19 protein-coding genes and 1 pseudogene are annotated in these 25,335 nt (G+C 71.1%); 2 read left to right on the forward strand and 18 right to left on the reverse strand.

All coding sequences use genetic code 11. The features are described from left to right. Positions 1-7: 7 nt before the first annotated feature. Genes ACFQV6_RS33895 through allB form a run of 3 tightly spaced genes read right to left on the reverse strand, consistent with a single transcriptional unit; the run spans position 8 to position 3,437 of the window. On the reverse strand, positions 8-1,144 hold the full coding sequence (locus ACFQV6_RS33895; protein ID WP_378031737.1) for a phosphotransferase: 1,137 nt from the start codon (positions 1,142-1,144) through the stop codon (positions 8-10). Further along, positions 1,141-2,124: an allantoicase gene (gene alc / locus ACFQV6_RS33900; RefSeq protein WP_378031738.1), complete on the reverse strand. Its 984-nt coding sequence runs from the start codon at positions 2,122-2,124 to the stop codon at positions 1,141-1,143. The genes ACFQV6_RS33895 and alc overlap by 4 nt, the downstream gene beginning before the upstream one ends. After that, entirely contained in the window at positions 2,124-3,437 is a 1,314-nt protein-coding gene (gene allB / locus ACFQV6_RS33905; protein ID WP_378031739.1) for an allantoinase AllB, read from the reverse strand. The genes alc and allB overlap by 1 nt, the downstream gene beginning before the upstream one ends. A 92-nt stretch (positions 3,438-3,529) precedes the next feature. Here allB and ACFQV6_RS33910 point away from each other — a divergent pair, with 92 nt between their 5' ends. After that, a complete protein-coding gene (locus tag ACFQV6_RS33910) occupies positions 3,530-3,955 on the forward strand; it encodes a glutaredoxin domain-containing protein (RefSeq protein ID WP_378031740.1) in 426 nt (141 codons plus the stop codon). Between the two features lie 30 nt (positions 3,956-3,985). Here the strand turns inward: ACFQV6_RS33910 and ACFQV6_RS33915 are convergent, their stop codons facing one another. The 7 genes and pseudogenes from ACFQV6_RS33915 to uraD form a co-directional block, all read right to left on the reverse strand. Then, complete coding sequence (locus ACFQV6_RS33915) at positions 3,986-4,264, reverse strand: hypothetical protein (protein WP_378031741.1); 279 nt, start codon at positions 4,262-4,264, stop codon at positions 3,986-3,988. 44 nt (positions 4,265-4,308) lie between these two features. After that, positions 4,309-5,478: a DUF6986 family protein gene (locus ACFQV6_RS33920; RefSeq protein ID WP_378031742.1), complete on the reverse strand. Its 1,170-nt coding sequence runs from the start codon at positions 5,476-5,478 to the stop codon at positions 4,309-4,311. 16 nt (positions 5,479-5,494) lie between these two features. Next, positions 5,495-7,045: pseudogene (gene aceB / locus ACFQV6_RS33925) on the reverse strand (malate synthase A); the annotation flags it as partial. A 62-nt stretch (positions 7,046-7,107) separates the two neighbouring features. Next, complete coding sequence (locus ACFQV6_RS33930) at positions 7,108-8,451, reverse strand: 8-oxoguanine deaminase (RefSeq protein ID WP_378031743.1); 1,344 nt, start codon at positions 8,449-8,451, stop codon at positions 7,108-7,110. Beyond that, positions 8,448-9,308: a factor-independent urate hydroxylase gene (gene pucL, locus ACFQV6_RS33935; protein WP_378031744.1), complete on the reverse strand. Its 861-nt coding sequence runs from the start codon at positions 9,306-9,308 to the stop codon at positions 8,448-8,450. Before pucL ends, ACFQV6_RS33930 begins: the two co-directional genes overlap by 4 nt. A gap of 4 nt (positions 9,309-9,312) precedes the next feature. Then, the gene (uraH, locus tag ACFQV6_RS33940) at positions 9,313-9,675 is read right to left on the reverse strand and encodes a hydroxyisourate hydrolase (protein WP_378031745.1); all 363 of its coding nucleotides are present in this window, start codon (positions 9,673-9,675) and stop codon (positions 9,313-9,315) included. Further along, a complete protein-coding gene (gene uraD, locus ACFQV6_RS33945) occupies positions 9,665-10,171 on the reverse strand; it encodes a 2-oxo-4-hydroxy-4-carboxy-5-ureidoimidazoline decarboxylase (protein ID WP_378031746.1) in 507 nt (168 codons plus the stop codon). The genes uraH and uraD overlap by 11 nt, the downstream gene beginning before the upstream one ends. Positions 10,172-10,451: 280 nt before the next feature. On the opposite strand from uraD, the gene hrpB reads away from it, so the two are divergent. After that, complete coding sequence (hrpB, locus tag ACFQV6_RS33950; protein ID WP_378031767.1) at positions 10,452-12,983, forward strand: ATP-dependent helicase HrpB; 2,532 nt, start codon at positions 10,452-10,454, stop codon at positions 12,981-12,983. A 143-nt stretch (positions 12,984-13,126) separates the two neighbouring features. Here hrpB and ACFQV6_RS33955 read toward each other — a convergent pair whose 3' ends face one another. From ACFQV6_RS33955 to glgX, 8 genes are all read right to left on the reverse strand, one after another. After that, on the reverse strand, positions 13,127-15,610 hold the full coding sequence (locus ACFQV6_RS33955) for a putative bifunctional diguanylate cyclase/phosphodiesterase (RefSeq protein ID WP_378031747.1): 2,484 nt from the start codon (positions 15,608-15,610) through the stop codon (positions 13,127-13,129). A 30-nt stretch (positions 15,611-15,640) separates the two neighbouring features. After that, positions 15,641-16,363, reverse strand: a complete 723-nt coding sequence (locus ACFQV6_RS33960) for a PP2C family protein-serine/threonine phosphatase (RefSeq protein WP_378031748.1) — start codon at positions 16,361-16,363, stop codon at positions 15,641-15,643. Positions 16,364-16,444: 81 nt separating this feature from the next. Further along, positions 16,445-17,479, reverse strand: coding sequence for a hypothetical protein (locus ACFQV6_RS33965; protein ID WP_378031749.1), 1,035 nt, complete (start codon positions 17,477-17,479; stop codon positions 16,445-16,447). Further along, positions 17,476-18,678, reverse strand: coding sequence for a transporter substrate-binding domain-containing protein (locus ACFQV6_RS33970; protein WP_378031750.1), 1,203 nt, complete (start codon positions 18,676-18,678; stop codon positions 17,476-17,478). The genes ACFQV6_RS33965 and ACFQV6_RS33970 overlap by 4 nt, the downstream gene beginning before the upstream one ends. Before the next feature lie 45 nt (positions 18,679-18,723). Next, positions 18,724-19,086, reverse strand: coding sequence for a membrane protein insertion efficiency factor YidD (gene yidD, locus ACFQV6_RS33975; RefSeq protein WP_378031751.1), 363 nt, complete (start codon positions 19,084-19,086; stop codon positions 18,724-18,726). A gap of 9 nt (positions 19,087-19,095) precedes the next feature. Continuing rightward, positions 19,096-20,826 carry a malto-oligosyltrehalose trehalohydrolase gene (treZ, locus tag ACFQV6_RS33980; RefSeq protein WP_378031752.1) on the reverse strand — a complete coding sequence of 577 codons (1,731 nt, stop codon included), beginning with the start codon at positions 20,824-20,826 and terminating at the stop codon, positions 19,096-19,098. Then, positions 20,823-23,138 (reverse strand): malto-oligosyltrehalose synthase, encoded by a 2,316-nt coding sequence (treY, locus tag ACFQV6_RS33985; RefSeq protein WP_378031753.1) that lies wholly within the window; start codon positions 23,136-23,138, stop codon positions 20,823-20,825. Before treY ends, treZ begins: the two co-directional genes overlap by 4 nt. Further along, positions 23,138-25,249, reverse strand: a complete 2,112-nt coding sequence (gene glgX, locus ACFQV6_RS33990) for a glycogen debranching protein GlgX (protein ID WP_378031754.1) — start codon at positions 25,247-25,249, stop codon at positions 23,138-23,140. The genes treY and glgX overlap by 1 nt, the downstream gene beginning before the upstream one ends. Between the last annotated feature and the right edge of the window lie 86 nt (positions 25,250-25,335).

Below are 25,335 nucleotides of genomic sequence, written 5' to 3' on the forward strand. Positions count from 1 at the left end.
CTGCAATCTATGCCGCGGCGGCCTCGACCGCCCTGGCAAGGCAGTCCGGCACGTCACCCGCGTGGTACGGCCACTCCGCCGGCTCGATGTTCGCGAGGAACTCCGCGTAGGCCACCGCACCCCGCAACTCCGCCACCGGCCGCAGCAGTTCCACGGCACGCAGGGCGTCACACCCCGGCCAGCGCCCGGCCCACTTCTCCAGGACCTCCCGATCCTCGCTGAGGCGCAACACGTCGAACGCCGGGTTGCCGACCGCCGAGTCACCCCAGTCCACGATGACCGGCGGGCCGTCACCGGCGATCGTGTTGCCGCCGTGCAGGTCGCCGTGGAGCAGCGTGTCCGGCAGCCCGCACGCGGCCACCTCGGCGAACCGGCCGGGCAGCCCGTCGATCAGCTCCGCCAGCCCGGTGATCCCGTCCAGGTACGGCGCGGCCACGTCGACGAACGGCCGCACGCTCAGCCGGCGGTCCGGCACCCCCGCGGCGAGCAGGTCGTCCACCCGTCCGGCGAAGTGCTCCTGGACCGGGTGGAAAGCGGCCGCGATCTCGTCGCACCGCTGCGGACCGGCACCGTACTGGTCCTCGCCGGGCACGTGGGCCAGCAGCGTCCGGCCGTCGTCCCCAGCTGCCAGCACGTACGGCACGAGGCCCGGCACCACCGCGTCGACGAGGCGCAGCACCGCGGGCTCGTGGCGGAAGAACGCCGGCACCTGCTTGAGCCAGGCGGCGGTCGTACCGTCATGGGTGTCCAGGCGCCAGATCGCCGACAGGTTCCAGGTGCGCTGCTGGCGGGCCACCGTACCGGTGATGCCGATCCGGTCCATCGCACCGGCCGCCCAGGCGAGCGACGCTGTGGGACCACCGACCTCCGCGTACGGTGCCCGTCTCGGGTGCGGCGCGAGGTCGGCACCGGCCGGGATCAGCCCGTCCGGGCGCTGCGCGGTCTCCGCGAGATAGGTGACGTGGCCGCCCGGCGGCCGGGGCCGATCGGCGTGCAGGATGCGCAGCACGGTGACGCCGGCACCCGCACCGGCGGTGAACTCGCTCACCTCCTGCCACCAGGGCGTGGTCACCGGAAACGGCGGCAACGCACCGAGCAATACACCTGCCGGGTCGACGAGCACCAGGGAAACGGTTCGGGTCACCGTCGCATTCTCGCCCACAGGTGGTCGCGGTCGGCACGGCCGTGCAGGCGCAGCCGGGCCATCCCCCCGTCCGGGAAGATGTCCAGCCGGACGTGTGTCACCTCGGGGGCCTTGGCGATCCGGAACCGGTGCGGGGTGTCCGGGCGCAGCGCCACCCGCGGGAGCAGCGGGATCCACTCCCGATCGGGACGCCGCTCGTCGCGCCCGGTCAGGGTGGCCGCGCCGGGGGCGTTGCCCTTGAAGTGGCTGGTGTCCAGGTCGGCGAAGCGCAGGCGCGCGGGTGCGGCGAGGCTTACCACGATCCAGTCGTTGGCGTCGTCGCGGCGGCGCGAGGTTTCCCAGCCGTCGCCCATGTTCTGCGCGAGACCGGGCATCAGCATCCGCTGCGGGTGGCCGTAGAACATGTTGCTGCAGTCGACCACCGTGGCGCCGTACTCCGCCGCGGCGACGTCGAAGACCTTCGGCAGCAGGTCCGGGTCGGGCACCACCTCGCCGTGCACCCGCAGCCGGGCCACACCGCCGTCCGGGAAGATCCGCAGCCGGACGTGGGTCCACCGGCGCCGGTCGGTGACCGCGAACAGGTTGCTGCTGTCGCCCTTCAGCGGCGAGCGCGGCAGCACCTCGGCCCAGTCCGCGCCGTCGAGCTCCGCCGGGCCCGGGTAGCCGGGCACCGCGACTGCTTCGACCGATGCGTACGGAGGGTAGTTGCCGGTGAAGAACGCTGTGTCGATGTCGATGCCGTGCATCACCCCGGGCGCACCGAGCCGGACGATCGCGAAGTCGTCACCGGCCTCTCTCCGGCGGCGCGTCTCCCAGCCGTCGTAGACCTGTCCCTTGTGGTCGAACGTCTTCGGCGCGTGCCCCGGCTGATGCGGCAGGACCAGGTGATCGGCGGTGGCGAAGAACTCGTCGTTCGCCGACACGACACCACCGCCGAAGGCTCGTGACGCCAGATCGGGCAGCGCGAGGAAGTCCTCCATCAGTTCTCCCCTCGGATCAAGAACTCTCCGCCGGGCCTCTCGCCCGTCACCCTGCGTCCGCGCAGCCAGGTCGTCGTCACCACACCCCGCAAGACCATTCCGGCGTACGGCGTAACGGGGTTCTTGTGATGCAGGGAGTGCGGATCGACGGTGAACTCCTCGTCCGGCTCGAAAGCGACCAGGTCGGCGTCGGCTCCCACGGCGATCCGTCCCTTCCGGGGCAGGCCCACCAGGTCGGCGGGGCGGCGTGCCATCCAGTTCACCACGTCGGCGAGGGTGTGTCCCCGTTCCCGGGCAGCGGTCCAGATCACCGGAAGGCCGAGCTGCACCGAGGCGATCCCGCCCCAGGCCGCCGCGAAGTCACCGGTGTCCCGCCGTTTGAGGTCCGGCGTGCAGGGCGAGTGGTCGCTCACCACACAGGTGATCAGGCCGTCCGCGAGCGCGGCCCAGAGCAGGTCGGCGTTGGCGGCGTCCCGGATCGGCGGACAGCACTTGAACTCGGTCGCGCCGTCCGGGATCGCCGCGGCGTCGAGAGTGAGGTAGTGCGGGCAGGTCTCGGCCGTCACCCGTACCCCATCTGCTTTGGCCTTGGCCAGAAGTGGCAGCGCGGAGGCCGCGGAGAGATGCAGGATGTGCACGCGCCGGTCCGCGGCGTGGGCCACGTCGATGGCGGTCGCGACCGCGGCGTGCTCGGCGCCGGCGGGCCGAGAGGCGAGAAAGTCGGCGTACGCGGGTGAGCTGTCCGCCGCGCGCAGGTGATCCGGGTCCTCGGCGTGCACCACGAAGAGCGCGTCCACCGCTCGCATCGCCAGCGCCAGCTGTTCCGCGTCGACCGGCGGAAACTCCGGCACACCCGAGTCGGCGAGGAACGCCTTGAAGCCGAACACCCCGCGGTCGTGCAGGCCGGGAAGGTCACCGGCGTTGCCCGGGATCGCGCCGCCCCAGAAGCCGACGTCCACGTGGCACTGCCCGGCCGCCGCCGCCCGCTTGATCGCCAGCGCGGCCGTATTCACCGTGGGCGGAAGGCTGTTCAGCGGCATGTCGACGATCGCGGTGACCCCACCGGCGGCCGCCGCCCGGGTCGCGGTGGCGAAGCCCTCCCACTCGGTACGCCCCGGCTCGTTGACGTGCACGTGGGTGTCCACCAGGCCCGGCAGCAGCGCCGTGCCGCCGAGATCGATCTCCTCGACGGCGTCGATCCCGGTGTCGTAGCCATGGATCGCCACGATCCGCCCGCCCTCGACAGCGATCGCCGCCGCCTGCTCGCCATCCGGCGTCGACACCCGCCGGGACCGCACCACAAGATCCACCATGGGCCGACCCTATCCACGCTTTGTTTCGCCGGGAGCCCATCCGCCCGGGCGGGGATATCGTTACCGGCGGTAGCGGAGTACCGTACCGGGCCATGGTGCGACGGTGGAGGCTGGCGATCCTGACGGTGCTCTGTGGGGCATTGATCGCGGCCGTCAAGCTCGGCGACGGTTCCCCGTGGGGCGCCGCCCTGATTCTGGCGATCTTCCTGGGTTTGGCGTTCGCGGTGTCACCGCAGCTCTTCCCGCGTCCGGAAACCGCCGCGGAGGCCCGCGCGGACGGCCGGCCGGTTGTCTACTGGCGTCCCGGCTGCCCGTTCTGCATCCGGCTCCGGGCGCGGCTCGGCCCGGAGGCGAGCCGCCTGCACTGGGTGGACATCTGGAGCGACCCGGAGGGCGCCGCAGCGGTCCGCGCCATCACCGGCGGTGACGAAACCGTGCCCACGGTGGTGCTGGACGGCGAGGGCTACGTCAACCCCGATCCCGCCTGGGTCCGCGACCGCATCGTCCCCGCCGTCTGAGCGCGCTGATTGTCCGCGGCCGTCTGAGCGCTAGGTGTTGCGCGGCTCGTTCTCGGCGTGAGTCCAGGCGACGAAGCGGTGGTGGAGCTCGGCCGGTGAGCGGCACGGCAGGTCGGCGACGGCCCGGTCCAGGTTGCCCCACATGTACATGGCCAGCGACACCCGATCGGGCTCGCCGGCCAGGGTGGCCCGCGCCGGCGCGCACGGCCACGCGTGCCCGCAGGCCCGGCAGTGCCAGGATGGCCGCTCCCAGACGTGTTCTGGCGCCGCGGCTTTCCGCTTCCACGGCTTGAACGAGATGTAGCGCACTACTGCCTCCCGGGTCCGCCCAGGGGTACTCCCCCCGGAACCCATCAGTTCAGATCGATCTCCATATTGGTTTCCGGGCGGCTCAGCGCGATGAGCTCGTCGCGGGGGAAACCGGCGTCCTCGAACGCTCCACAGTCGAGTCCCCGCAACAGATAACCGGCGAGGGCCCGGGCGGTGGCCGGCTCGTCGGCGATGCCGCTCTCCTGGCGGCCGAGGTAACGGTGCAGCCGTTCGGCAGCGGCGTCCCGGCCGTCGCGGAAGAACGCGTAGGTGGCGGCGTAACGGCTGGGCAGCTGCGCCGGGTGCAGGTCCCAGCCCTGGTAGAAGCCGCGTTCCAGGGAGCGGCGGACCAGGCGGTGGTGCAGTTCCCAGGCGGCGCGAACCTGAGTGGAGTCGCCGAGCGGGAGGATGTTCGTGGAGCCGTCGGAGAGGCGTACGCCGGTCTGCGCGGCGGCCGCCTGCATCACAGCCTTGGCGTAGTCGGCTGCCGGGTGCTCCATCGACTGGTAGGCCGCCGCGACCCCGGCCGCGGCGCTGTAGTCGTAGGTGCCGTAGTGCAGGCCCGTGCACCGGCCGCCGGCCGCCGTGATCAGCCGCGCCACGGTGGCCGAGCCGTCGGCGGCGAGCACCGCGGACGGCAGCTCCACCTGGATCTCGAAGGTGAGAGCGCCGGTGCTCAGACCGTACGACTGCTCGAGTTTTTCGCAGAGGGTGACCATCGCGGTGACCTGGTCGGTGCCGCTGACCTTGGGCAGCGTGATGGTGAAGAGGTCCTGATAGGTCTCGAGGAAGAGGTCGAGGGTGCGCAGCGAGCGCCGGCGGGTGGCGGCCTCGAGTGATTTGATTCGGACACCGAGGAACGGCGGCGTGGCTCCGCCGGCGAGGATCCCGGCGGCCTTGCGCACGGCGGCGTCCTCCTGGTCGTCGTCGCGGACGCCGTAACCGTCCTCGAAGTCGACACGCAGGTCCTCGATCGGCTCCCTGGTCAGCTTGGCTCGGACCGACGGATCCGGCCAGGGGAAGTCGTGCTCGTCCATGGCCTGTAGGGCGATCGCGCCCCAGTCGCGGAAGCCGTCCAGCCGGTCGGCGGGCACGTAGACGGTGTGCACGGGCTGCCGCCCCGCGCGCTCCCCCGGGTAACGGGCCCGGAGGAACGCGTCGTGGGCAGCGAGGCGCCGGTCGATCTCGGCGTAATCACGATCGGACAGGCGCATGCTCGGGCCTCCGGGATCAGTCGATGGATTCGTAGGCGGCACTGGTCAGGAAGTCGGCGAAGTCGTCGGCCAGGGCGACCCGCTCGAACAGCTTGCGGGCGTCGTCGTAACGCCCGGAGGTCCACGCCTCGTCACCGACCGTCTCGCGAATCTTGGCGAGTTCCTCGTCCTCGATCCGGCCGACCAGCTCGGCGGTGATCGGGGTGCCGTCCTCCAGGCGGACTCCGTTGTGGATCCACTGCCACACCTGGGAGCGGGAGATCTCCGCGGTGGCCGCGTCCTCCATCAGGTTGTGGATCGCCACCGCGCCGTTGCCGCGCAGCCACGACTCCAGGTACTGGAGGGCGACGTTGACGTTGTTGTGCAGTCCCGCACGGGTCACGGCGGCACCGGTGCCCGCGACGTCGAGCAGGTCCGCGGCGTCGACGGCGACGTCCGGGCGCTTCTTGGCGAGCTGGTTCGGCTTGTCGCCGAGCACCCGGCCGAAGATCTCCGCGCAGACCGGGACCAGGTCGGGGTGTGCCACCCAGGAACCGTCGAAGCCGTCACCGGCCTCGCGCTCCTTGTCCTCGCGGACCTTCGCGAGGGCCACCTCGTTGACCTGCGGGTCACGGCGGCTGGGAATGAAGGCGGCCATGCCGCCCATCGCGAACGCGCCGCGGCGGTGACAGGTGGAGACGAGCAGTTCGGTGTACGCGCGCATGAACGGTGCCGTCATGGTGACCGCCGCCCGGTCCGGCAGGATCATGTTCGGGTTGTCGCGGAAGTACTTGATGATGCTGAACAGGTAGTCCCAGCGGCCGGCGTTGAGCCCCGAGATGTGCGGGCGGAGCGCGTAGAGGATCTCCTCCATCTCGAACGCGGCCGGAATGGTCTCGATCAGCACGGTGGCGCGGATGGTGCCGACCGGGATGCCGCGCGCCTCCTGCGCGTAGGTGAAGACGTCGTTCCACAGCTCGGCCTCTTTGTGCGACTCCATCTTCGGCAGGTAGAGGTACGGGCCGCTTCCGCGTTCCAGCAGCTCGGCGGCGTTGTGGAAGAAGTAGAGCCCGAAGTCGACAAGCGCGCCGACGGCCGGCTCACCGTCCACCGGCAGGTGCCGCTCGTCCAGGTGCCAGCCACGCGGGCGCATCACGATGGTCGGGTACGGCCCGCCCTTCAGCTCGTACTTCTTGGCCGGCGTCTCCAGCGAGATGGTGCGCCGGATCGCGTCGTAGAGGTTCTGCTGCCCGTCGACCACGTTGGACCAGTGCGGGGTGTTCGCGTCCTCCAGGTCGGCCAGCCACACCTTGGCACCCGAGTTGAGCGCGTTGATCGTCATCTTCCGCTCGGTGGGGCCGGTGATCTCCACACGCCGGTCCCGCAGATCCGCCGGTGCGGGCGGGGCCGACCACTCGGCCGCACGGATGTGCGCCGTCTCCGCGAGGAACCCGAGGGTGGCACCGGACGCGATCTCGGCGCGTCGGGCGGCACGTGCCTCGAGAAGCTCGTTGCGGCGGGGCCGGAATCGCCGGTTCAGGTCGGCGACGAACGCCACGGCCTCGTCGGACAGGATCTCGGTCATCGTTGACGGTTCCTCTCGGTGTGGTTACTCCCCCGTACCGTAATCGAACATTATTCACACGCTCCTCAGCGGCCGGTCAGCAGGCGGCGGTGCGCGTCACGGGCCGCCCGGGTCAGCGTCTCCTCGTCGGCGTTGACCAGCTCGCCGCGCTCGACCACCGGCTTCCCGCCGACCAGGGCCAGCTCGACCGGGGCGGGCGGGCCGAACACCAGCGCCGCGACCTTGTCGTCGATCCCCTCGTGACCCAGACCGTCCAGCCGCCACAGCACCAGGTCGGCCAGCTTGCCCACCTCCAGCGAACCCAGGTCGTCCTGCCGCCCCAGGCAGCGGGCACCGCCGATGGTGCCCAGCCGCAGCGCCTCGCGCGCGTTCATCGCCTTCGGCCCACCACGCAGCCGCGCGGTGTAGAGCGCCTGCCGAAGCTCGGCACCGAGGTGCGAGACCTCCTGCGAGGCGGCGCCGTCAACACCAAGACCGACGGGTACGCGGGAATCCAGCAGCTCCCGTACGCGCGCGGCGCCCGCCCCGAGCCGGGCGTTGGAACTCGGGCAGTGCGCGACCCCGGTGCCGGTGGCGCCGAGCCGGGCGATCGCGGAGTCGTCGAGGTGCACACCGTGAGCCAGCCAGACGTCGTTGCCGAGCCAGCCGACGCGTTCCGCGTACTCCACCGGGGTGCAGCCGAACTGCTTGCGGCAGAACTCCTCCTCGTCGTCGGTCTCGGCGAGGTGGGTGTGCAGCCGTACGCCCTTGCGGCGCGCCAGGACCGCCGCCTCCTCCATCAGCCGGGTGGTGACCGAGAACGGCGAGCACGGTGCGACAGCGATCTGCAGCATCGCGTCCGGAGACGGGTCGTGCCAGCGGTCGATGGCCGCCTCGGTGGCAGCGAGCGCCTCGTCGGTCTCCTCCACCACGTTGTCCGGCGGGAGACCACCGTCCTTGCGGCCCAGGTCCATCGAGCCGCGGGTCGGATGGAACCGCAGACCGATCGTGCGGGCCGCCTCGATCTCGGCCTGCAGCACGTCGCCGCCGTCGCGGGGGAAGACGTAGTGGTGATCCATCGAGGTGGTGCAGCCGGAGAGTGCCAGCCAGCCCAGCCCGGCGCCGGCCGCGGCGCCGACGATCCCGGCGTCGAGGCGGCCCCAGATCGGGTAGAGCGTGGTCAGCCAGCCGAAGAGGGTCTCGTCGAGGGCCAGGCCGCGGGTCGCCCACTGGTAGAGGTGATGGTGGGTGTTGACCAGTCCCGGTGTGACCAGGCAACCGGTACCGTCGATCCGCGGGCCGGGCACATCGGCGTCGCCGGGACCGACCGCGGCGATCCGGCCGTCGCCGCCGACCACCACATGCCCGTCCGCGTACTCGGTGCCCGCCTCGTCGACCGTCGCCACCGCGACGTTCTCGATGATGATCACAGCCACCACTCCGTGAGAGCGGCGGGCGCGTCGTCCCGGGTGACGGTTCCCTCGATCAGCCCGTACGGCCGGTCGCCGGCGAGAAACACCTCGTTGTCGTTGGCCAGGCCGAACGGGGAGAGATCCACCAGGTAGTGGTGCTTGTTCGGCAGCGTCAGCCGCACCTCGGCGATCTCGGGCCGGCTCTCCAGGAGGCCGGCGCCCATGGCGTGCAGGGTCTGCTGCAACGAGTAGCTGTAGGTGCTGGTGAATGCCCTGATCATCGCTGCGAGGGCGTTGTCGAACGACGGGCCCCAGTCGCTGTCGTCGCGCAGGTGCCGCCAGCGGGCGTCCACGGCGGTCGCCAGGATCCGGTCGGTCGTCTCGGGCAGGGTCGTGTACTCGTCCCTGACGAACCCGTGGAACTCCGAGTCGGTGGAGTTCAGCAGCACCAGGCCGGAGACGCCCGAGACGACCTGGGTGCCACCCTCGCTCACGGTCACCACGGTGGTGCGGGTGTGGTCGCCGCGGCGCTGGAACGAGTGCGGGCCGAGGCGCTCCCAGGCGTACGCATCGATGGTGATCTTGGCAGTGTGCACCTGCGCCTGGGTCTCCACGAAGTGCCGGGCCAGCAGCAGGGCGAACGCCTCCGGCTCAGCGGCGCCGTGCTTCTTCGCGAACGCGTACACCGTGTTCTTCATCGTGTCGGTGGGCAGGACGCCGGAGTTGTCGCCGGTCAGATGAGTGGCGGTCAGGTCACCGGCGAGAGCGACGCTGACGTTGAGATCCACCAGGCCGTGCGTGTCGCCGTCGCGATGGACGCGGACCAGCCGGGTCTCCGCCTTGCCGTAACGGTTCGGTCCGAGAACGATCGCCAACGGTTCAGCTCCCTCGGTAGGTGGTGTAGCCGTAGCGGCTCAGCAGCAGCGGTACGTGGTAGTGGCGCTCCGGGTCGTGGACGTGGAACGCGACGGTGATCTCCGGGAAGAAGCAGTCGCCGCCCAGATAGGGCTCGACGTAGAAGAAGAGGCGGTACCCGCCGGCCTGCCAGTCGTGCATCGGCACCCGGTATCGCAGGCGCCCGTCCTCGTCGGTCCTGCCCTCGGCGACGGTGAGCCAGCCCTCGGAGTCGCGGCGCTCCAGGCGCACGTAGACGTCCCTGGCCGGGTCGCCGGTGGTGGTGTCCAGGATGTGCGTCGAAATCCGGGCGTGGAACGTGGCCGCCGTGCCGTCGTCAGAGGGCATCGAGCACCCGCTCCAGCCGTAACAGGGCGATCTTGCGCAGCTCGCCGGTGACCACTGCCCGCTCGGTCGTCTCGTCGTTGCTCAGCCGCTCCCGCGCGGCGGCCAGGATCTCAGCCTGGCTGCGGCCGCTCGCGAAGATCAGAAAGACGTGGCCGAAGCGATCCTCGTACTCGCGGTTCGCCGTGATCAGGGCGGCCTTGGTGGCGTCGTCGGCGCTCTGCGCGGCGGCCGACTGCTCGGTCCGCGACCAGGAGGCCTCCTGGGAGTCGCCGGCGGCCCGCTCGCCGATGCGCGGGTGCGCGGACAGGCCCCGCAGCACATCGGCCCAGGCCAGGGCGTCGGCTGCGGCACCGGCGGCGGCGAGAACGTCGGCCCGGTCCCGGTAGGGGCGCTTCGCCGCCACCTCGGCGGCCCAGGCGGGTGCGGCCAGGCAGGCGAGCAGGTCCTCCTCGAGGCGCCCGGCGGGCAGCGCGTTGAAGGTCGCGATCGCGCTCACTCTCCTCACCCCTCCTCAGTGTTGATCAGTCAAGCAGGCGGGGTCCGCGGCGAGCACCGGCGGACCGAAGAATTAACACGCACCCTGCCACGAAGCACGCCGGAAATCTCGCCGACCGTGGAGGGCTCGCGCCTCAGCCCTGCGCCTCAACCCGCGCCCCGTCGCGCCTTGGCCCCACACCTCAGCCCGCGCCTCCGCCGCGCCCTGGCTGCATGTCGGCCCCGTGACCGCCCCGCGGCGGTTGGCGGGGGTGGGTCTGGGACAGACTGGGGTGGTGCTGATCGCCGCGGATGCCCTGCCCGACCTTCCGGTCCGCCCGGTTCTCGCGGAAGTGGCCGCGACGCTCGCCGCGGCGGGCACGGCGGTGCTGGTCGCGCCGCCCGGCACCGGCAAGACCACGCTGGTACCGCTCGCCCTCGCCGGAGACGGCCACCGGGTGATCGTGGCCGAGCCGCGCCGGGTCGCCGCGCGTGCCGCCGCGCGCCGGATGGCCGGGCTGCTCGGTGAGAAGGTCGGCGAGAGGGTCGGGTACGCGGTACGTGGTGACCGGCAGGTGTCCCGCGAGACCGTCGTCGAAGTGGTGACCACCGGGCTGCTGGTCCGGCGGCTGCAGAACGATCCCGAACTGGCCGGCGCAGCGACGGTGATCCTCGACGAGTGCCACGAACGGCACCTCGACTCCGACCTGGCCCTGGCCTTCCTGGTCGAGGTCCGGGCGGCACTCCGGCCGGAACTGCACCTGCTCGCCACGTCGGCCACCGCCGACTCCGAGCGGCTGGCCGCTGTGCTGGGCGGTGCTCCGGTGCTGACGGCGCATGCCCGTACCCATCCGGTCGAGGTCGTCTGGGCGCCGCCGGCCGGCCCGATCAGCCCGCCGCACGGCCTGCGGGTCGACCCACGCCTGCTCGACCACGTCGCGGCGACCGTCCGCCGGGCACTGGCCGAGGGCGACGGCGACGTCCTGGTCTTCCTGCCCGGCGCCCGCGAGATCGACACCGTCGCCGGGCGGCTCCGCGGTGTCGATGCCGAACTGGTCACGCTGCACGGCCGGCAGACCGGGACCGCCCAGGACGCCGCGCTGCGCGCCGGTCCGGGACGCCGGGTGGTGCTGGCCACGGCGGTCGCCGAGAGCAGCCTGACGGTTCCGGGGGTACGGATCGTGGTCGACGCCGGGCTCAGCCGGGTGCCCCGGACCGACCACGCTCGCGGACTCGGTGCCCTGGCCACGGTGCCGGTCTCCCGATCGAGCGCAGACCAGCGCGCCGGGCGCGCCGGGCGGGAGGCACCCGGCAGGGTCTACCGGTGCTGGTCACAGGCTGTGCACGACCGGCTTCCGGCCCAGCCCGAGCCGGAGATCTCGGCTGCGGACCTGACCGGGTTCGCCCTGGATCTCGCGCTGTGGGGACACCCGGACGGTAGTGGGCTCGCCCTGCCGGATCCGCCGCCGGCCGGGGCCCTGCGGGCGGCGACGTCCACTTTGCACGATCTCGGCGCGGTGGACGCGGACGGCCGGGTGACCGCCCGGGGGCGTGCGCTGGCCGGTGCCGGGCTGCATCCCCGGCTGGCGCGTGCCCTGCTGGACGGGGCGTCGCTGGTGGGGGCGCGCCGGGCCGCGGAGATCGTCGCTGTGCTGGACGACGATCGTTCCGGCGCTGAGGATGTGGTGGCCACGTGGCGGCGTGCCCGCAACGGGAACGAGCCGGCCTGGGGTGCGGAGGTGCGGCGGTTGCGGGCCGCCCTCGACCGCTCGGATTCCGGCTCCAGCTCTGGTTCCGGAGCCGGCTCTGGTCCCGGCTCCGGCTCTGGTTCCGGCTCCGGCTCCGGCTCTTCGCGTCTTCCCGATGATCTGGCCGCGGGACTCGTCGTCGGTCTCGCGTACCCCGAACGCGTCGCCAAGGCCCGCACCCCCGGAGGTCGCGCGTATCTCATGGCCGGTGGGACCGCCGCCGATCTGCCGGAAGGCAGCCCGCTGACCGGCGTGGCCTGGCTCGCGGTCTCCGGCGCCGATCGACCGGCCGGCTCGCGCTCCGCCCGCATCCGCAGTGCCGCGCCGCTCGACGAAGCGACCGCCCGCGAGGTCGCGTCCGCCCTGCTCACCGACGACACCGAAATCGGCTGGATCGACGGCGATGTGGTCGCCCGGCGGGTGCAGCGGCTCGGCGCCATCGTGCTCTCCTCGGTCCGGCTGACCGATCCGGATCAGGCTCTGCTTCGCGAGGCGCTGGTCACCGGCCTGCGCACCGAGGGTCTGAGCCTGCTCACCTGGTCGCGCGCCGCCGACGAACTCCGTAACCGCCTCGCCTTCGCCCGCACCGCCCTCGGCGACCCCTGGCCCGACGTCTCCGACGCCGCTCTGCTGGAGACCCTTCCGGACTGGCTCAACCTCGGCTCCGCCCGCCGCCGCGCCGACCTCGCCAAACTCGACGTGGCGAACGGCCTGCGCCGCCTCCTGCCCTGGTCCATCGCGGGCCGCCTCGACGAGATCGCCCCCGAACGACTGCCGGTGCCGAGCGGCTCCCAGATCCGCGTCGACTACACCGATCCGGCGGCGCCGGTGCTCGCGGTGAAGGTGCAGGAGGCGTTCGGCTGGCGGGAGGCGCCGAGGCTGGCCGGTGGACGCGTTCCGGTGCTGCTGCACCTGCTCTCCCCGGCCGGTCGGCCGGTGGCGGTCACGAGCGATTTGGCGTCCTTCTGGGTGCAGGGATATCCGCAGGTCAGAGCGGAGATGCGGGGCCGTTATCCCCGTCACCCGTGGCCCGAGGATCCCACCACCGCCCCACCCACCAGGCGCCTCAACCCCCGCTCCAGGTGAAACCCCGCTCACGCCCAGCTGGCGCCCAGCGGTGCCGCCACCGCCCAAACACCCCGCTCACGGCCAGCCGAACTCACCGGCTGGCGCTCAGCGGTGGCGTGGGTGGGCTCGCACGATCCCGTTGTGTGTGCGCCCGTCACCGCTCAGAGCGGGTGATCGTGGGGAGAAGGGCAGAGGTCGTTGAGGGGTGCGGGTGGCCCGTACAGATAGCCCTGCCCGAGCGGACACCCCAGCGAACCCAGCGCACGACTCCGCTCAGGCGTCTCCAGCCCCTCAGCCACCACGACGATCCCCAGCTCGGAACAGATCGCCAGCACCGACCGGCACAACGCCCCACCCCGATCCGGCTCCTTGCCGAAGTCGGTCAGCGTCGAGTCGAGCTTCACGATGTCCACAGGGATCGTGTGCAACTGGGCCAGGGCGTTGTATCCACTGCCGAAATCGTCGAGCGCTACCCGTACGCCCAAAGAGCGCAACCGCCCCACCACCTCAGCCGCCTCCGGAAGGTCCGGAATTCGCAGCGTCTCGGTGATCTCGATGACCAGCCGCTCGGCCGGCACCCGATGCCGTGCGAGCGCCGCCGTCACCGCGTCCTCCAGCCCCTGCTGGCCGAGACGCCCCGCCGACACGTTCACGTGCAGGTCGATCGGCCTGCCGAAACGGGTGGCGAGGGTCGCGGCGTCCGCGCAGGCCCGGTCGAGTACGAAGTCGTCGATCGCGGCCACAAGACCGGTGCGTTCCGCCATCGTGACGAAGACGTCGGGGTGTACGCGCCCGGCCACCGGATCGGTCCACCGGGCCAGCGCCTCCACCGCCACTGTCGCGTCGTCGGTGAGCCGGACGATCGGCTGGTAGTGGACCTCGAACCCGGCGGCCGCCGGGCTGCCGCCGTCGGCCAGGGCGCCGGCCAGCAACTGCGGCAGGTCCGCGTTGGGTACGGCATCCCGCGGACCCGTGTACCGGATCAGCGCACCCTTGCCGTGGCGTTTCACCGCGTACATGGCAGCGTCCGCCCGGCGCAGCAGGATGTCGGCGGAGAGCTGGTCCCCGGGTTCGGCGGCGACGAGCCCGATGCTCACGCCGACACCGACCGACCGGCCGTCGATGACGTACGGCTCACGCAGCGCCGCCAGCACCCGCTGCCCGACAGCCTCGGCCTCAGCCGACCACTCCCCCTCGGCCAGCACCGTTGGCGGGGGCGGTTCGGGCATCGCCGGGTCCGGCGGCCAGTCGACGGTCTCGGAGACCCGGACGCCGGCGGCCGACAGCACGTACCGCCGCCCGCCGATCCGCTGCCGCACCACCTTGCGCAACCGTCCACGGCGTTGCTGCTGCGGCGGCTGATGCACGCCGGGGTCGATGACCACCGCGAACTCGTCGCCGCCGAGCCGGGCCACCAGGTCGGTGGAGCGCACGCAGGCCCGCATCCGCTCGCCCACCGCGTCCAGCACCCGATCGCCGATGGCGTGCCCGAACGTGTCGTTGATCAGCTTGAAGTCGTCCAGGTCGGCGAAGATGACCGCGACCGGTGTGCCTCGGTGCTCGTACGCGTCGAGGGCCAGGACCAGCCGCTCGCGGAAGAGCGCACGGTTGGCCAGCCCGGTGAGCGGGTCGTGGTACGCCTGGTGGTGCAGCCGCCGCTGAGCCTCGGCGACCCGGTCCAGCAGCACGGTGTTGTCGACGATGGTGAGCATCTGCCGGGTCACCACCAGCGCCAGCCCGAGCCACCCGAGGTAGGCCTGGAACGGTGTCAGCGGCTCACCGCCGATCGTCCTGGCCGCCAGTACCACCCCGCTGACCAGCACCGGCCCGTAGGGGATCAGCAGGTGGAACCAGTCTCGTTCGACGAGGGCGGAGTCCGGGCGTACCGGGGCGGGCCGGGCCGGGCTGAGTGCGGCCAGCGCGAGGAAGAACGGGCCGAACAGGTGTCCCGCGGTTTCCAGCCAGTCCGGCCCGGTGCCGAACAGCCGCAGCGTGTCCGCCGTACCGAAGGCGATCAGGGCCGCCGCGATCAGCCGCAGCGGGCGCCGCCCGGCGGGCGAGTCGGGCCGGGTGGTCAGCAGCAGGCCGGCCATGGTGAGCAGGATCAGGTCGGCGATCGGATAGGCGAGCAGCATCGCGTCGCGGAAGTCCTCCAGCGGGTCGCCCGGTATCAGCGACCAGACCAGCGCCAGCACCGAGCCGGTGATCAGCACGCTGTCGATGACCAGGGCGAGCTGGTCGCGCCGGGGCGACGTCGGCACCGGCCGGGGCCGGGTGAAGGTCGCGCCGAGGAGGCCGGGAAGCATGCACGCCGGCAGCACCAGGAAGCCGATGCCGGCGATCAGCCCGGGTGTCGGCCCGCCGCCGCCGGACACCATCTGGATGATGCACCAGAGCCGGGTCAGCGACCAGACGAACATGCCACCGGCGGCGAGCAGCCGCCAGCGCCGCGGGAAGCCGTTCCGCTGCCGCGCCGAGATCAGGCAGACGGCCGCCGCGGCGAGCCCGGCGAGGAGTTGCGCCGTCTCGCTGGGCAGGGCCGGGCGCCCGGGCAGGAGCTCCGTGAGGGCGACCAGCGCCGCCAGGGCGAGCACCATCGCGCTGACCAGTCGCACCGTCGTGATCACCACCAGAGTCCGGGCCACGATCTTCGCGGCCGGAGTAAGGTACCTGGCTCAGTCCCCGCTGGTCACGTCGGCGACCACCACTGTCACGTTGTCCGGTCCGCCGCCGCGCAGGGCCAGGTCGACCAGCCGCTCCGCGCAGGACTTGGGATCGGTGACGCTCTGCATCTCCTGCTCGATGATCGGGTCGGGGACGACGCCGGTGAGACCGTCGCTGCACAGCAGCCATCGGTCGCCGGGCAGCGGCTCGACGATCACGTAGGCCGGGCTGACCGGCTCACCCTGCAGCACCCGGGTGACCACGGCCCGGCGTGGGTGGCCGGCCGCCTCCTCCGGCTTGAGGAGCCCCTGGTCGATGAGCATCTGGACGTAGGTGTCGTCCTTGGTGAGCTGGTTGAGCCGCCCGTCGCGCAACAGGTACGCCCGGGAGTCACCGACGTGGGCCATCGCCGCCCGCTCGCCGTTGAACAGCACCGCCGTCAGCGTGGTGCCCATGCCCTGCAGCGATGGGTCGGCCGCCACCTGCGCGGCGATCCGGCCGTTGGCCATCTCGAGAGCCTTGTGCAGCGCGTCCATCTGATGCTCGGTGCCGATCGGGACGTCGAGCGCGACCATGGCTTCGATGGCGAGCCGGCTGGCCAGATCGCCGGCGGCCATCCCGCCCATGCCGTCCGCGACGACCAGGAGGCGGTCACCGGCGTAGTGACTGTCCTCGTTGTTGCTGCGGACGTGTCCCTGGTCGGTGACGGCCGCCCATCGGAGGTGCAAGGTCATGGCGTGCAGCCTGCCAGGTCGATGCCAAGCTGTCTGCACGTGGGAGGCGGCGCGTCGAACATGTCGTTGCAGAAAATACACTCACCCCCGGTCCAGCGGGCGACCGAGGCACCTCGGATCGATCCCGGCGGCCTCACGGGTCGGTGCGATCCACTGCAGTGCCGAGGCCTCGACGGGCCAGCCGCGGACCGCGATCGCGCTGTCCGGCGCACGGTCCGGTTCGGGGCAGAGCGTCTTGGACTTGACCTCGCCGTTGGGGACGAAGGTGACTTCACCGGTGGGCTCCAGCATCGTGGTGGAGGTGTCGTCGACCGAGATGAGCTGGCCGCGGACGACACGGACCGGCTCACCCTCGGTGGCCACCTCGATGGCACTGTTCGGCAGGACGGGCGCGCGGAGGAAGACGACGCCGACCACGAACGGCAGGGCGAAGGCCGCGACCACCGCCGGCCAGTGTGTGGCGATCCGGGCCCAGCGTTCCGGCACCGGTCCGGTGAGCAGCGGGCCGAACAGCGGTGGTGCGCCGAGGAGGATCGCCGTGCCGTACTCACCGGCGCGCACGGCGGCGGTCACTCCCGGCCAGAAGAAGAGCCAGACGAGGATGCCGACGAGCACCGGAACGCCGATCGTGGTCCATCGCATCAGCCACCGCTCGCCCTGGAAGCTCTGCACGGCGGTGAGGCCGAGGATCGCGACGACGAGCATCAGCAGCAGCGGGATCATGCGCAGCTGCCAGGTGAAGGCGGCGATGCCCGCGGCGATCACCACGACCCAGCCCGGCATCCGCAGCGCGGCGACCGCCAGGAACGACGTTCCGGTACGGTCGGGCACGCTCACCAGCAGGATGCCGCCGAGGACCCGGACCACCAGGATGACCGCCGGTATGGTCCAGCTCAGCGTGATGAACAGCGCGCCGAGCATGCCGAGCGGATTGATGTACTGCACCAGCACGAGCATCGTCGGCATGTCCTGCCGGCTCAGGTACCACAGCCGCAGGACGAGCAGCAGCAGCGGGAACCCGGGCAGGACGGCGAGCAGCCAGTTGAGCTCCGACCGGTAGCTCTGCCGGGGCAGGACCCGCTCCTTGCTGACCGCACCGGTGTGGATCTCGTTCATCCGAGCGGATCCTCCCAGGGCAGCCGGCGCACGTCCGGGCGCTCCGCCGGCGGCTGCTGGGCGACCGCGATCGGGGTCGTCCCGTTGGGCTTCAGCTCGTCCTGGAAGTTCTCCCGCCAGGCCCGTTCCCACCGGTCGTCCTTCGGATCGGTGTAGGACCGGTACAGCGTGAGGTTGACCAGGGTCTCCAGTGCCGGGTTCTCGCCGACGTTGACGCCCCACTTCTCGGCCTTCTCCAGGCCGAGGTCCCAGTGCTTGTACTTTTCGGGGTACTTCCACTTGTAGCCGGCGAGGATCGCGGCGTCGGTGCTGATCGCGTCGACGGTCTTGCGGTCCAGCTCGGTGAAGCACTCACTGACCCGGTTCTTCCGGACCACGTACGCGCCCGCATCCTTCAGCGCCGAGGAGCTGGTCGAGGTGGAAAGCGTGCAGACCCGCTGGAACGCCAGGTCCTCGATCGCCGACACGGCCGCGTGCCCGTTCAGCGTCACCACGGACTGCTCGGTGTAGAGGTAGGGCGCCGAGAACCGGACCCCGGCGGTCCGCCGCTCGTCGGTGATGCTGTAGCTGGCGATGACCAGCTGCACCGACACCCGCTCACCGGTCGCCGGGTCGATCGCCTGCATCCGGGCCCGGTCCTCGCTCTCCAGGCCGTAGAACTTCACGTCGTCCCGGCGGAAACCGAGGTCCTCCGCGATCATGTACGCCATGTCGATGTCGAACCCGGACCAGCTCTTCTTCTCCTTGTCGTAGGAGGCCACGCCGAACTGGTCGTCCTTGACCCCGATGGCCAGGTGGTCCCACGAGTCCACGCCGGCCTGCTCGCGCAGCTCGTCGACCGACGGCGGCCCGGTCACCAGCAGCCCGCCCAGCGTCACGGCGATCGTCAGCACCAGGAGCAGCCCGAGCCCGGCCAGCCGCCACGCCTTGAACCGGTATTCCCCGTCCACGATCGACCGGCGCTCGACCTCGGAGATGACCTCCTCGATCACCTCCTGCTCGGCGATGTCCCGGGAGGCGATCTCCTCGACCGTGGCATCCGGTTCCGGCCGGGTGCGGCGCAGCCGGCCCAGGTCACCGTTCCACTGCGGCGGCCAGATCCGGTCGGGGTTCCACTGCCGTGGCCAGCGCGGGCCACGGTCCGCCGGCTTGGGCTCCGGTCCCTGCGCCGCTGGTGGGCTGTCGCTCGAATCGGACATGCACCCTTCTCCCTCTCCCGAAGGAGTCATGGTGCACCACAGAGGTCACGGAACGGGGTCCGAGGTGCCGAACGGGACGCCGGGTCGGCAACGCGACAGACGTGCCGCGGCCAGCCGTAATCCGGCCCCCAATCCGTGCCTGTCGATCGCTTCGAGCGCGTAGGCACTGCAGGTGGGCGTGTAACGGCACCGGGTGGGCAACTTCGGCGAGACCCGCCGATAGCCGCGGATCGCTCCGGTCACGGTCCGTTCGGCCCGGCCTTTAGGAGCGGGGGTACGGGTGAGCACTGCCGCCGTCCGGAGCAGCAGGCTCAGCGAGAAACAGTCGCACCCCGGCACGTCACAGTCACACGCCGGTACGTCGCAATAGTCTCGCTTCTTCCGCTTCTTCTTCTTCCCCCAGCTCACATGGGCAAGCTACCGAACCGACACCACCGCCGCGGTCTCGGGCGGCAGGACCAGGCGGTCGCGTTCCACGACGACGCCCGGTGACGTGGCGAGCAGCACCGACCGGGGCAGCGAACGCACGCTCACCGTCTGCGGCGTGCCGGCCAGGTTCGCCGCGACCACGTGCGTGCCGCGGCGGATCACCACATGCTGGTCGCCGTGCCAGACCTCGACGTCGTGCAGCCACGGGTCGGTGAGGCCGGGCGCCGACCGGCGCAGCCGGATCAGCTGCTGGTAGAGATCGAGGATCTCGGCGTGCCCGGCCTTGTCCCGCTCGGACCAGTCGAGTTTGGAGCGCTCGAAGGTGGCCGGGTCCTGCGGGTCGGGCACCTCGGCCTCGTCCCAGCCGTGGGTGGCGAACTCGCGCCGCCGGCCGTTCTTCACCGCGTCGGCCAGCTCCGGCTCGGGGTGGCTGGTGAAGAACTGCCAGGGGCTGGTCGCCGCCCACTCCTCGCCCATGAACAGCATCGGCGTGAACGGTGAGGTGAGCAGCAGGGTGGCGCCGACCTTGAGCAGGCCGGGCGAGAGCGTGGCGGTGAGCCGGTCGCCGATCGCCCGGTTGCCGATCTGGTCGTGGTTCTGAAGGAACGCGACGAAGCGATGGCCGGGGACCCGCTGGCGGTCGACCGGGCGGCCGTGCCGGCGGTTGCGGAAGCTGGACCAGGTGCCGGCGTGGAAGAACGCACCCGTAAGGACCGTACGCAGGCAGTCCAGCGAACCGAAGTCGCCGTAATAGCCCTGGCGCTCGCCGCTCAGCAGGGCGTGCAGGGCGTGGTGCACGTCGTCGTCCCACTGCGCGTGCAGGCCGTACCCGCCGGCCTCCCGGGGTGTGATCAGCTTGGCGTCGTTCAGGTCGGACTCGGCGATCAGCGAGAGCGGGCGGCGCAGCCGGGTGGAGAGCGTCTCCACCTCGACCGCCAGCTGCTCGAGCAGGTGCACCGCGCCCTCGTCGTGCAGCGCGTGCACGGCGTCCAGGCGCAGGCCGTCGACGTGGTAGTCGCGCATCCACATCAGCACGCTGTCGGCGATGTAGCGGCGGACCTCGCCGGAGCCGGGACCGTCCAGGTTGAGCGAGCTGCCCCAGGAGTTGCTGCCGCTGCTCAGGTAGGGCGCGAACATCGGCGCGTACGCCCCGCTGGGCCCGAAGTGGTTGTAGACCACGTCCAGCACCACACCGAGGCCCCTGGCGTGCGCCGCGTCGACGAAACGCTTCAGGCCGTCGGGGCCGCCGTACGCCTCGTGCGGCGCGAACCAGCAGACACCGTCGTAGCCCCAGTTGTAGGTGCCGTTGAACGCGTTGACCGGCAGCAGCTCGACCAGGTCGACGCCGAGGTCGACGAGGTGGTCCAGCTTCTCGATCGCGGAGTCGAACGTGCCCTGCGGCGTGAACGTGCCGATGTGCAGCTCGTAAAGGACCGAGCCGGGCAGTTGCCGACCGGTCCACGCCTGGTCGGTCCAGGGAAACTCGTCCTGGTCGTACACCCGGCTGGGCCCGTGCACACCGGCCGGCTGCCACGCCGAGCGCGGGTCGGGCAGCGGGTTGTCCTCATCGGGCAACCGGTACGCGTAGTCGGTACCGGGGCCGGCTTCCGGGACGTCGAGCCGCCACCAGCCGCCCTCGCCGGACTCCATCTCTCGCTCCTGGCCGTCGACAAGCAGTCGCACCGGCTTATCGGGAGCCCACACCTCGAAGACAGTCATTCCTTCACCAGGAGAGCGACGGGATAGGTACGCAGGAGCTCAGCCACGGACAGGCGGTTGCCGCCGTAACCGGTGTTCGTGAACACTTCCGTCCAACTGTGTCCGTCCAGTGAAAGCGTGGTGTCGTGCCAACCGCCGTGCCGTGACAATCCGACCGGCAGCCGGGTCGCGACGGCCACCACCCCGCCCCGGTCGAAGGCGAGCACGTGCTCACCCACCCGGCCGTCCGCGAAGACCGGGCGGTAACCGCTGAACAGTTCCGGGCGCTGCCGGCGCAGGCGCAGGATGCGGCTGGTGACCAGCAGCTTCGCCGCACCGCTGTCGTCGACCGGCGGCAGCCAGCCCTCGTCGAGACGGCTGAGCAGCTCGCGGCGGACGGCGAAGTCCACCGGGCGGCGGTTGTCCGGGTCGACGAGCGAGTGGTCCCACAGCTCGGTGCCCTGGTAGACGTCGGGCACACCGGGCATGGTCAGCTGCACCAGCTTCTGGCCGAGCGAGTTCGACCAGCCGGGCGGGGTGATCGACGCGGCGAAGTCGCCGACCTCGCGGTGCAGGGCGGGATCGTCGTAGATCTTGTCGACCATCTCCCGCAGCGCCGTCTCGAACCGCTCGTCGGGTTTCAGCCACGTGGTGCCGGTGCCGGCCTCCCGCGCGGCCTTCACCGCGTACGCCTGAAGCCGTTCCCGCTCGATCGGCCACGCACCCACCGCGACCTGCCAGATCAGGTGGGCGAAGGCCGGATCCGGCAGCGGAGCGCCGCGGACCCACCGGCGGACCACCTCGGTCCAGTCGCCCGGCACCTCGGACAGCACCGCCAGGCGGGCCCGCACATCCTCGCCGCGCTTGGTGTCGTGGGTGGCGAGGGAGGTCATCCCGTCCGGCCAGTCGGCCTGCCGATGTTCGGCGGCCTCGTGGAACTCGTCGGTGGTGACGCCGAACTTGGCGGGATCGTTGCCGACCTCGTTGCGGGCGACGAACCGGGTCCAGCGGTAGAACGCGCAGTCCTCCACACCCTTGGCCATCACCGCGCCGGTGAACTGCTGGAACCGGACGGCCAGCTCGTCGCCCGGGTTGCGCAGCCGGCCGGTGAGCTGATCGAGCACGCGGATCAGCTGCGGGCGGCGGCGGCCGGCCTCGGACCGCGCCGCCGCCAGGTAGCGGCCGCCGGACGGCAGGTAGGAGCGGTAGACCGGGAAGCAGGCGGCCAGCTCGGCGAGCGCCTCGTGCGCGCCCTCGACCTCCGGTACGAGCCTCGCCAGCCGGTCCAGCTCGGCGGCCAGCGACGTGGTGGCGACCGCGTACTTGGTCTGGTGCACCAGGTCCTGCCAGGAGGTGGTGCCGCCGGTCAGGTGGTGGTCGAGGGTGTCGAAGAACGCCTCGGTACCCACGTCCACGAAGACGCCGTTGACGTCGGCCATCGCGTCGTAGCCGGTGGTGCCGGCGACCGGCCAGGCGGGCATCTTCTCACCCGGTTCGAGGATCTTCTCCACCACGATCCAGGCGTCCGGTGCGGCCTCGCGCAGCCGGGCGAAGTAACCGCCCGGGTCGCGCAGCCCGTCCGGGTGGTCGACCCGGATGCCCTGCACGATGCCCTCGCGGTACCAGCGCAGGATCTCGGCGTGGGTGGCGTCGAAGACCTCCGATTCCTCGACGCGCAGGCCGGCCAGGTCGACGATGGCGAAGAACCGCCGGTAGTTGAGCTCGCTGTCGCCGCGGGTCCAGTTGACCAGCTCGTAGTGCTGCCGGTCGTGCACCTCGCGGGCGCTGCCCTCGCCGGTGCCCTCGGCGATCGGGAACCGCTTGTCGTAGTAGCGCAGTTCGCCGTCCTCGACGCGCAGCTCGTCGAGCGCGGCCGGATCGTCGGCGAGGACCGGGATCAGCAGCCGCCCGCGTGACCAGTCGATGTCGTAGAAACCCGAGTACTCGGACTTCTGCCCGTTCTTCAGGACGTCCCACCAGGTCGGGTTCGCCGACGCGACGCCGACACCGGCGTGGTTGGGCACGATGTCGACGACGAACCCCAGATCGGCCGCCTGCAGCGCCTGGTGCAGCGCCTGCAGGCCGTCGGAGCCACCCAGCGCCGGGCTGACCTGCGTGTGGTCGACCACGTCGTAGCCGTGCTCGGAGCCCGGCGCGGCCACCAGCAGCGGCGCGGAGTAGAGGTGGCTCACCCCTAGGTCCGCTACGTAGTCGGCAATCTCGGCGGTGGACCGCAGCGGGAAGTCGGGGCGGACCTGAACTCGGTAGGTACTGCTGGGAGGACAGCCTTCAGTCCGTTTTAGGGCGGTGGTGGGGTGGTTGGATTGGGGCATCAAACCGTCCTGTCCAGCACGATGAGGGACCGGTCCGGCACCCAGATCTGGTGTCCCGCTTCCACTACGGACGGGTGATCCGGTGACGGCGCAGCGGTCTCGATGACCTTCTCCCACTTCTCCCCGTACTCGGCGGGAGGAGTGGTGAATTCGAGCGGCGCGTCGTGCGCGTTGAAGAAGAGCAGGAACGAGCTGTCCACGTGGCGCTGGCCGTACTGGCCGCGCTCGCGGATGCCCTCGCCGTTGACGAACAGCGCGACCGCCCGGCCGAAGTCGTTGCCCCAGTCGTCACCGGCCATCTGCCGGCCGTCCGGGGTGAACCACTCCAGGTCGGGCAGCGGGTCACCGCCGCCGCGGGCGGTCACCGGCAGGCCGGTGAAGAACCGGCGCCGCTGGAACACCTGGTGCCGGTGGCGGAACGCGGTCAGCTTGCGGGAGAAGTCCAGCAGCTGCTCGTCGGCGTTCTCCCAGTCTATCCAGCTGAGTTCGTTGTCCTGGCAGTAAGCGTTGTTGTTGCCCTGCTGGGTGCGGCCCATCTCGTCGCCGTGCGAGATCATCGGCACGCCCTGGCTGAGCATCAGCGTGGCCAGGAAGTTGCGCCGCTGGCGGGCCCGCAGCGCGAGCACACCCTCGTCGGTGGCCGGTCCCTCGATGCCGCAGTTCCAGGACCGGTTGTGGCTCTCGCCGTCCCGGTTCTCCTCGCCGTTGGCCTCGTTGTGCTTGTCGTTGTACGACACCAGGTCGTGCATCGTGAACCCGTCGTGCGCGGTCACGAAGTTGATCGAGTGGAAGGGCTTGCGGCCGTCGTCCTGGTAGAGGTCGGCCGACCCGGTGATCCGGGAGGCGAACTCGGCGAGCGTGGCCGGCTCACCGCGCCAGAAGTCGCGGACCGTGTCGCGGTACTTGCCGTTCCACTCGGTCCAGTTCGGCGGGAAGTTGCCCACCTGGTAACCGCCGGGCCCGACGTCCCACGGCTCGGCGATCAGCTTGACCTGACCGACCACCGGGTCCTGCTGCACCACCTCGAAGAAGGTGGAGAGCCGGTCCACGTCGTAGAACTCGCGGGCCAGCGTCGAGGCGAGGTCGAAGCGGAAACCGTCCACGTGCATCTCGGTGACCCAGTAGCGCAGCGAGTCCATGATCAGCTGGAGGCTCTGCGGGCTGCGCACGTTCAGGCTGTTACCCGTGCCGGTGTAGTCCATGTAGAACTGCGGTTGATCGTCGACGAGCCGGTAGTAGGTCCGGTTGTCGATGCCCTTGAGGCTGAGCGTCGGGCCCAGGTGGTTGCCCTCGGCCGTGTGGTTGTAGACGACGTCGAGGATGACCTCCATGCCCGCCGCGTGCAGCGCCTTGACCATCCCGCGGAACTCCTGGGTCTGCTGACCGAGCGAGCCCATCGCCGAATAACCGTGGTACGGCGCGAAGAAGCCGAGCGTGTTGTAACCCCAGTAGTTGCGCAGCCCGAGGTCGTGCAGGCGGTTGTCGTGGACGAACTGGTGCACGGGCATCAGTTCGACAGCTGTCACGCCGAGGCTCTTCAGGTGCTCGATGATCGCCGGGTGACCGATCGCGGAGTAGGTGCCGCGCATGTCGCGGGGGATCTCCGGGTGCCGCTGGGTCAGGCCCTTGACGTGGGTCTCGTAGATCACCGAGTGGTGGTACGGGATGTCCGGCCGGCGGTCGTTCCCCCAGTCGAAGTACGGGTTCACCACCACGCCCTTGGACATGTACGCCGCCGAGTCCAGATCCGACATCTGATCCGGGTTGGCGAAGTCGTACGCGTACAGCGACGGGTGCCAGTCGATGTCCGAGTCGACCGCCCGCGCGTACGGGTCGAGCAGCAGCTTGTGCGGATTGCAGCGCAGCCCGCGGTGCGGCTCGTACGGCCCGTAGACCCGGTAGCCGTAGCGCTGGCCCGGCTCGACACCCGGCAGGTACGCGTGCCAGACGAACGCGTCCTGCTCGTGGAGCTGAACCTTCCGCTCGTTGCCGGACGGGTCGAACAGGCAGAGCTCGACCGCCTCGGCCACCTCGGAGAAGATCGCGAAATTGGTGCCCGTCCCGTCGTACGTGGCCCCCAGCGGGTACCTGTGACCAGGCCAGACCTGCATATCGTGCTCCTACCCCTCGGCCGTCCCCTGTGCTCGCGACCGGCGGGCGATGGATGCCCACCTCCGGGTGGGGTTAACCCTGCGCG

This window comes from Actinoplanes sp. GCM10030250, assembly GCF_042666575.1.
Taxonomy (GTDB): domain Bacteria; phylum Actinomycetota; class Actinomycetes; order Mycobacteriales; family Micromonosporaceae; genus Actinoplanes.

Bases quoted from the DNA above. Each gene is read 5' to 3' on its own strand.
- alc (WP_378031738.1), bottom strand. From the start codon at position 2,124: ATGGAGGACTTCCTCGCGCTGCCCGATCTGGCGTCACGAGCCTTCGGC.
- allB (WP_378031739.1), bottom strand. From the start codon at position 3,437: ATGGTGGATCTTGTGGTGCGGTCCCGGCGGGTGTCGACGCCGGATGGC.
- ACFQV6_RS33910 (WP_378031740.1), top strand. From the start codon at position 3,530: ATGGTGCGACGGTGGAGGCTGGCGATCCTGACGGTGCTCTGTGGGGCA.
- ACFQV6_RS33920 (WP_378031742.1), bottom strand. From the start codon at position 5,478: ATGCGCCTGTCCGATCGTGATTACGCCGAGATCGACCGGCGCCTCGCT.
- uraH (WP_378031745.1), bottom strand. From the start codon at position 9,675: ATGCCCTCTGACGACGGCACGGCGGCCACGTTCCACGCCCGGATTTCG.
- ACFQV6_RS33960 (WP_378031748.1), bottom strand. From the start codon at position 16,363: ATGACCTTGCACCTCCGATGGGCGGCCGTCACCGACCAGGGACACGTC.
- ACFQV6_RS33965 (WP_378031749.1), bottom strand. From the start codon at position 17,479: ATGAACGAGATCCACACCGGTGCGGTCAGCAAGGAGCGGGTCCTGCCC.
- ACFQV6_RS33970 (WP_378031750.1), bottom strand. From the start codon at position 18,678: ATGTCCGATTCGAGCGACAGCCCACCAGCGGCGCAGGGACCGGAGCCC.
- treZ (WP_378031752.1), bottom strand. From the start codon at position 20,826: ATGACTGTCTTCGAGGTGTGGGCTCCCGATAAGCCGGTGCGACTGCTT.
- treY (WP_378031753.1), bottom strand. From the start codon at position 23,138: ATGCCCCAATCCAACCACCCCACCACCGCCCTAAAACGGACTGAAGGC.
- glgX (WP_378031754.1), bottom strand. From the start codon at position 25,249: ATGCAGGTCTGGCCTGGTCACAGGTACCCGCTGGGGGCCACGTACGAC.